Origin of the sequence: Chryseobacterium pennae, assembly GCF_003385515.1 — a bacterium.
Classification (GTDB): Bacteria; Bacteroidota; Bacteroidia; order Flavobacteriales; family Weeksellaceae; genus Chryseobacterium; species Chryseobacterium pennae.
Map to the genome: position 1 here is coordinate 63,606 of NZ_QNVT01000034.1, position 6,992 is coordinate 70,597.

7 protein-coding genes are annotated in these 6,992 nt (G+C 35.0%); all 7 read left to right on the plus strand.

Going from position 1 to position 6,992, the window contains the following annotated elements; all coding sequences use genetic code 11:
- Positions 1-7 precede the first annotated feature (7 nt).
- The 7 genes from DRF65_RS25135 to DRF65_RS25165 all read left to right on the plus strand — a co-directional run bounded on the left by DRF65_RS25135 (position 8) and on the right by DRF65_RS25165 (position 6,856).
- On the plus strand, positions 8-991 hold the full coding sequence (locus DRF65_RS25135; protein WP_115973454.1) for a stage II sporulation protein M: 984 nt from the start codon (positions 8-10) through the stop codon (positions 989-991).
- A complete protein-coding gene (locus DRF65_RS25140) occupies positions 975-1,937 on the plus strand; it encodes a DUF4013 domain-containing protein (protein WP_115973455.1) in 963 nt (320 codons plus the stop codon). The genes DRF65_RS25135 and DRF65_RS25140 overlap by 17 nt, the downstream gene beginning before the upstream one ends.
- Complete coding sequence (locus tag DRF65_RS25145) at positions 1,930-2,709, plus strand: DUF4129 domain-containing protein (RefSeq protein ID WP_115973456.1); 780 nt, start codon at positions 1,930-1,932, stop codon at positions 2,707-2,709. Before DRF65_RS25140 ends, DRF65_RS25145 begins: the two co-directional genes overlap by 8 nt.
- Before the next feature lie 11 nt (positions 2,710-2,720).
- Entirely contained in the window at positions 2,721-3,878 is a 1,158-nt protein-coding gene (locus DRF65_RS25150; protein ID WP_115973457.1) for a hypothetical protein, read from the plus strand.
- 65 nt (positions 3,879-3,943) lie between these two features.
- Positions 3,944-4,975, plus strand: a complete 1,032-nt coding sequence (locus tag DRF65_RS25155) for an AAA family ATPase (RefSeq protein ID WP_115973458.1) — start codon at positions 3,944-3,946, stop codon at positions 4,973-4,975.
- Between the two features lie 58 nt (positions 4,976-5,033).
- The gene (locus tag DRF65_RS25160; protein WP_115973459.1) at positions 5,034-6,356 is read left to right on the plus strand and encodes a DUF58 domain-containing protein; all 1,323 of its coding nucleotides are present in this window, start codon (positions 5,034-5,036) and stop codon (positions 6,354-6,356) included.
- An 80-nt stretch (positions 6,357-6,436) separates the two neighbouring features.
- Positions 6,437-6,856: an OsmC family protein gene (locus tag DRF65_RS25165; protein WP_115973463.1), complete on the plus strand. Its 420-nt coding sequence runs from the start codon at positions 6,437-6,439 to the stop codon at positions 6,854-6,856.
- Positions 6,857-6,992: the final 136 nt, after the last annotated feature.

Genomic DNA, 6,992 nt, shown 5'->3' on the forward strand with positions numbered 1-6,992 from the left:
TACAATTATGAGAGAAGTTTATTTCATTAAACAAAATAAAGAAAAATGGTTGGGAATAGAACAGGTTATTGATGGGAAAATAAAAAAAAATCCTGATGACCTGTCTTCGTTGTATATTAACCTGATCAATGATCTTTCTTTTGCTCAGACTTATTATCCTAAAAGTAATACGACTATTTATCTGAATCACCTTTCATCACAGATCTTCCAAAAGATTTATAAAACCAAAAGAGTAGAGGAGAACAGATTGGTTTATTTCTTTAAAACAGAAGTACCGTTGCTGGTCTATCAGTATCGGAGGTATTTGTTGTATGCTTTTCTGTTTTTTATTCTCTTTACCTCAATAGGAGTTCTCTCTGCAATTTATGATAAAGAGTTTGTGAATATTATTCTCGGTGAAAGTTATGTAAACGAAACGATTGAGAATATTAAAAAAAATAATGCTGTAGGAGTTTATCAGAGCGGGACAACCTGGGGAAGTACGATTGGGATTATTTTCAACAATATCCAGGTAGGAGCCAAATTGTATATTTACGGAATTGCAGGTGGAGTGGGAACTTTATTTGCCCTGTTATCCAACAGTGTCATGTTGGGGGCCTTTCAATACTTTTTCTTTGATTACGGAGCATTGAAACAGAGTGCCAGAGGAATATGGCTTCATGGTGTTTTTGAAATCTTTGCGATGGTGGTGGAAGCAATGTGTGGGTTGATTCTAGGAGCATCTATTCTGTTTCCGAAGACTTTTTCGAGGTTTAACTCTTTTAAAAAAGGCTTTAAAGATTCTTTTAAAATATTTTTAAGCACTGTTCCATTTACCATTTGTGCAGGGATTATTGAAGGCTATGTTACAAGACATGCTTTAAAAATGCCATTGGTCCTGAATCTTCTTATTATTCTGGGATCATTAGCTGTTATAGGGTTTTACTATTTTGTATATCCGTCAATAGTCAATAAAAAAACTAATAAACACATCAATGATACAATTTTATAAAAAAAGGGATTTTGGAACTTTCATTAGTGACAGTTTCAATTTTTTCAAACTATACGGAAAGAATTATTTTAAAAATTATATTCTGATCAACGGTTTGCTGTTGATTTTAATGGTAACTGTTTTTATTTTCGGATATAAAGAACTTTTCTCTCAAATTTTCGGTTCTAATCTGGGAGGAGATACCTACTATTTTGAACGTTATTTTTCAGAGAATGCCGGAATGCTGATTGGGGTGGGTGTCCTTACATTCGTACTTTTTATGATTCTGGCTATTATCAATTATCTTTATCCTGTCTTTTATCTGAAAAGAATTGCCACCGGTGCAAAAAATATAAAGACAGATGACATTTTAGGAGATTTCAAAAAAAATGCAGGTAAAATTGTTAAACTATGCCTTGGGATAACATTTATAGTGGCTCCTTTATCTTTATTTCTTGTAGGTTTTTCCTATCTTCTGATCTTTGTTCTGATCGGGATTTTTCTTATAATGCTGGTTTATCCTACATTATTTAATGTGATTACATTTCTGATGTACGATTATTTTAATTCGGGAAGAGGTTTTATGGAAAGCCTGAGCTATTCTATCCGTGCACAGTTTTCTTATCCTAATGGAAGCGAAAAATCTCCTTATTGGAAATATTGGGGAGCAGCGTTTGTGATGTTTATCATTATATCTACAGCAAGTTCGGTATTTACATATATTCCGATGATCTTTTTTTATGGGTCGATCCTGACGAGCACACCCGATGGAAATTTTGAACAAGACCCTTTTACCGGTGGTTTTGGGATTGCATTTTTTGTGTTTTATGGAATTTCAATGCTGCTTTCATTCTTTCTTTCCAATCTGTTGTATGTGAATGCCGGATTGATGTATTATGACAGCAGAACAGATCTTCATCAGAAAGTAGAACTTGAAGAAATAGACACGATTGGAATCAATGAATAAAACTCTTTTTTTCATATTGTTTTTCTTTTCCCTCGGCTTTGTGAAGGCTCAGGATGATAACTATATGGAAGATTCACTGTATACTACCGGGCATTATCATAATATGCTGCGTGCAGATTCTGTACTGGTGAAGAATCCGGTTTCTGAAAATGCGGTGTATCCCAAAGAATTTAAAAAGAATGTTCCGTCCAGATATAAAGGAAATGAATTTGATTATTCAGTATCAAAACCCAGAGAATCTTTCTGGCAAAAGCTATTGAAAAAGTTTGACCGTATTTTACGCAGCATTTTTGGTGATACGGTTTTTGCTAAATCTTCTGAATTTACCGGAGCATTTATTCGCCTCTTTGTAATCATTCTGGTTGGATTTCTTCTTTATTTCATCATTAAATATATTATTGGAAAAGATGGGAATTTTATTTTTGGTAAAAAGAATAAAAGACTGGATCTAAATGTAGAAGAACTGCATGAAAATATCCATGAAATTAATTTCCCGGAAAGTATATCAACGTTTGAACATACAGGAGATTACCGTTCGGCAGTCCGTTATCAGTTCCTATTCATTCTTAAAAAATTAAGTGATAAGAAACTGATTAACTGGAATCCTGAAAAAACCAATAAAGATTATGTGGCAGAATTAAAAGTTCCAAATCTTAAAAGTGAATTTTCAGATCTGTCTTACATTTTTGATTATGTGTGGTACGGAGAATTCAATATTGACGAACAGAGCTATCAGAAATTTAAAAATCAATATCAGGCATTTAAACCATAACTCCATTAACCATGAATAAGACTTTCAGAATATATGCTGTGATCTTCATCGTTGTGATGGTTATTTTGGCGTTGCTTGAAGTGAATAAAAAAGAAACTACAGACTGGCGCAAAAATTTTGATATCAATGAAAAGTCACCCTTTGGTCTTTTTGTTTTTAATAATGAAGCTAAAGATCTTTTTAAAAATCATTTGAAGAAGATCGACCGTGCTCCTTACGAATATTATAGCCAGAATAAAAAAGAAGTTCATAATATTGTCATTATTGAAAATAATATTGATACGGAATCCTGGAAAAAAATTATGGATCAGGTGTCAAAAGGCTCGGATGCTATGTTGGTGATGAACCTTATGCCTAAGGAAATTGCGGATAGTATTGGGTTTCATAGTTCAGATATTTCTTTTGAGGATGAAAATGTACTGAAACTTACAGATAAAAAATACCGGAACGATTTCATCCAGCTGGATAAATTTCCTTCAGGAAAAGGATTTTCATTCATCAAACCGGGGGTGGAAGTTCTTGGAAAAACAGTAGAGAGGAAAAATACAGACCAAGCCAACTTTATTAAAGTGAAGTTCGGGAAAGGTAATTTTTACGTTCATAGCGAACCCCTTTTTCTTACCAATTATTATCTGTTGAAACCTGGAAATGTAAGATATGCACAGGATGTATTCTCTTATCTGCAGGATAGGGAGACCCTTTGGTTTGTGGAGAACGATACCAAAGCTTCCCGGTTCTTCATGAGGTTTGTATTAGGAAATCCGGCACTGAAATATGCATGGTGGATATTCCTGGGGGGTCTTATCCTTTTTATTTTCTTTAATGCGAAGAGGAAGCAGAGAATTGTACCCGTTATAGAACCTTTGAGAAATACATCACTGGATTTTGTGAAAAGTATTGGAAATCTTTATCTTCAGGAAGGCGATTTTCATGATATGATGGCCAAGAAAGCCCAATATTTCCTGAATAAAGTGAGAATGGATCTTCTGATTGATACTCAAAATATTGATGAAGAATTGGCCAAAAAGCTACAGTTAAAAACAGGAAAACCTATGGAAATGATTAATGAGGCCATCAACCTTATCAAAAGAGCACAGGATCCGTATGCCAGTGTGATGAAAGAAGACCTGGCAAGAATCAATAAATTGCTAGATGAGTTACTAAAATAAGAGTCCCAACGCGACGATTTAATAAAAGATAGAACGGAGTCCTATCAAAACCAAAGATAAAAATTATGGAAAATCTTGATAACCCAAACATAGAAAATCAAAGTTCTATAGATCTTAATAAAAACGAAGACCACTTTCAGTCGAGAATTGATATGATAGAACTTCGTGCAAGCCTGGATAAAGTAAAAGCTGAAATAGGCAAAGTAATTGTAGGGCAGGAGAAGATGATAGAACATCTCCTGGCAGCGTTACTTTCAAACGGACACGTCCTGATCGAAGGTGTCCCGGGAGTTGCGAAAACAATTACGGCAAAACTATTAGCTAAAACCATTGATGTGGGCTTCAGCAGAATTCAGTTTACACCGGATCTTATGCCTTCAGATATTCTGGGTACCTCAGTTTTCAGCGTAAAAAACTCTGAATTTGAATTTAAAAAAGGGCCTATTTTCTCCAATTTTATATTGATTGATGAGATCAACAGATCACCAGCGAAGACCCAGGCTGCCCTATTTGAAGTTATGGAGGAAAGACAGATTACAATGGATGGAACCCGCTACATTATGGAGGAACCATTTCTTGTGGTAGCTACACAAAACCCGATAGAGCATGAAGGAACATACAGGCTTCCGGAAGCTCAGCTGGATCGTTTCCTGTTCAAAATTAATGTAGGATATCCGAACCTTGAGCAGGAGATTATGATCATTAAAAATCAGCACGAAAGCAAAAAAGAAGATAAAACAGAAGGGGTAAATCACGTGATCACTGCAGAGCAGTTGAAAGGCTACCAGCGTTTGGTTAAAGAGATCATTGTGGAGGCTCATTTGATGGAGTATATCGCGAAAATTATTATCAATACAAGGGAGAATCAATTTCTGTATCTGGGAGCTTCGCCGAGAGCTTCATTAGCACTTCTTACGGCTTCCAAATCTTTTGCAGCAATGAGAGGAAGAGATTTTGTAACACCTGAAGACATCAAGGAGGCTAGTTATGCCGTTTTAAGACACAGAGTAATTGTTTCTCCTGAAAGAGAAATGGAAGGCCTTACTGCTGATGAAATTATCCGTCAAATTTTAGAAGGAATAGAAATTCCTAGATAGAAATAAAGGATTGAACTTAGGAAATAATCCCTAAATATCCATTCCCAGAACTTAAACAATGAAAAACTTATACATCAATACACGTTTCTTCTTTACACTCATCGGAGTGGGGATACTGTATGTTCTGGCTTTTTTCTTTCCGGTGTTGATGTGGGTGGGCCATATTGCAGTGTTGATATGTTTTCTTGCTGCCATGGTCGATTATTTGCTGATTTTTAATCAAAAAAATGCTGTACAGGCACAAAGAATATTACCTGAAAAATTATCCAATGGTGATGAGAACTTTGTAAAGATTGATATTAAAAATAATTACGGCTTTAAGATCACAACTAAAATTATTGATGAGATCCCATTTCAGTTTCAGAAAAGAGATTTTTTGATTGAAAAGACAATTAATACCGGAGCCAACACTTTCTTTCAGTATAGTTTAGAACCTAAGGAAAGAGGAGAATATCATTTCGGAAGTCTGAATATTTATATTTCATCACCTTTAGGATTTGTTTCGAAAAGATTCAGTTTCCAGAAAGATGCGATGTTGCCGGCTTATCCATCTTTTATCCATCTCAGAAAATATGAGCTGATGGCTTTGCAGAGTGAATTTCTGCTGGGTGGCATCAAAAAAGTCAGAAAGCTGGGACATACCATGGAATTTGAACAGATTAAGGAATATGTCCCGGGAGATGATATCAGAACCATTAACTGGAAAGCGACTTCTAAAGCGAATCGTCTGATGGTAAACCAATTCCAGGATGAAAAATCGCAGCGTATTTTTATGCTGATTGATAAAGGAAGAACTATGAAGATGCCTTTCAAAGGATTGAGTCTTTTGGATTATTCTATCAATGCAACCATGGCTTTGTCTCATATTATTCTGAGGAAAGGAGACAGGGCGGGAATGATGACTTTCTCCAAAAAAGCTGAAAATAAAATTGCTGCTGAGAATAAATCCGGACAGCTTAAGAAAATATCAGAATCACTCTATAATATTAAAACAGATTTCTTTGAAAGTGATTTCAACAGATTGTATCAGGATGTAAAGTATTCCATTAACCAGAGGAGCCTGATTCTGCTATTTACCAATTTCGAAACGTTGGATGGATTAAACCGTCAGCTAAAATATCTTCGCGGAATTGCTAAGAATCACTTATTGGTAGTGGTATTCTTCAAAAACTCAGAATTGCAGACTTTGATTCACAAAAATCCTGAAAATATGCAGGAGATTTATGATGAAATCGTTGCAGAAAAATTCGAATTTGAAAAGAAACTGATTATTCAGGAACTCCGCAAATACGGAATCTATACAGTATATACACTTCCTGAGAATTTGAATATCGACGTTATCAATAAATATTTGGAGATAAAAGCCAGAGGAATTTTATAATTTTGCAACAAGCAACAAGCAACAAGCAACAAGCAACAAGCAACAAGCAACAAGCAACAAGCAACAAGCAACAAGCAACAATGAAAATAACACTTAATAGAATCAACGACGACTTTTTATTTGAATGTACAAACGGCCAGGGAAATTCCATCCTTTTAGATAATACTTCACAGCCGGGAGCTAAAGGGGTTTCTCCAATGGAAAGCGTCCTGATGGCAGTAGCCGGATGTAGTGGAATAGACGTAGTTTCTATTTTAAAGAAGCAGCGTCAGGAAATAAAAAGTTTTCAGGCAGAAGTAGAAGGTGAGAGAATTCAGGTGGATGATGCAAAACCATTCAAATCAATTATGGTAAAATTCCTTTTGGAAGGCGAAATTGATCCAAAGAAAGCTTTGAAAGCAGCAGAATTATCTTTTGAAAAATATTGTTCCGTATCAAAAACTTTAGAACCTAATGTAGAAATAGGATACGAAGTATTTGTAAACGGCGAAAAAATCTAAAACTATAGTGAGGCTTTCAAGCCTCATTTTTTATTTAGCCACGAATGCCTTTAGATTTGTAAAAGGATTTAGTAATAAATTAGATAATAATTAAATACTGAAGAACCAGAGAAAATAAAGTGAACTAAACGAATGC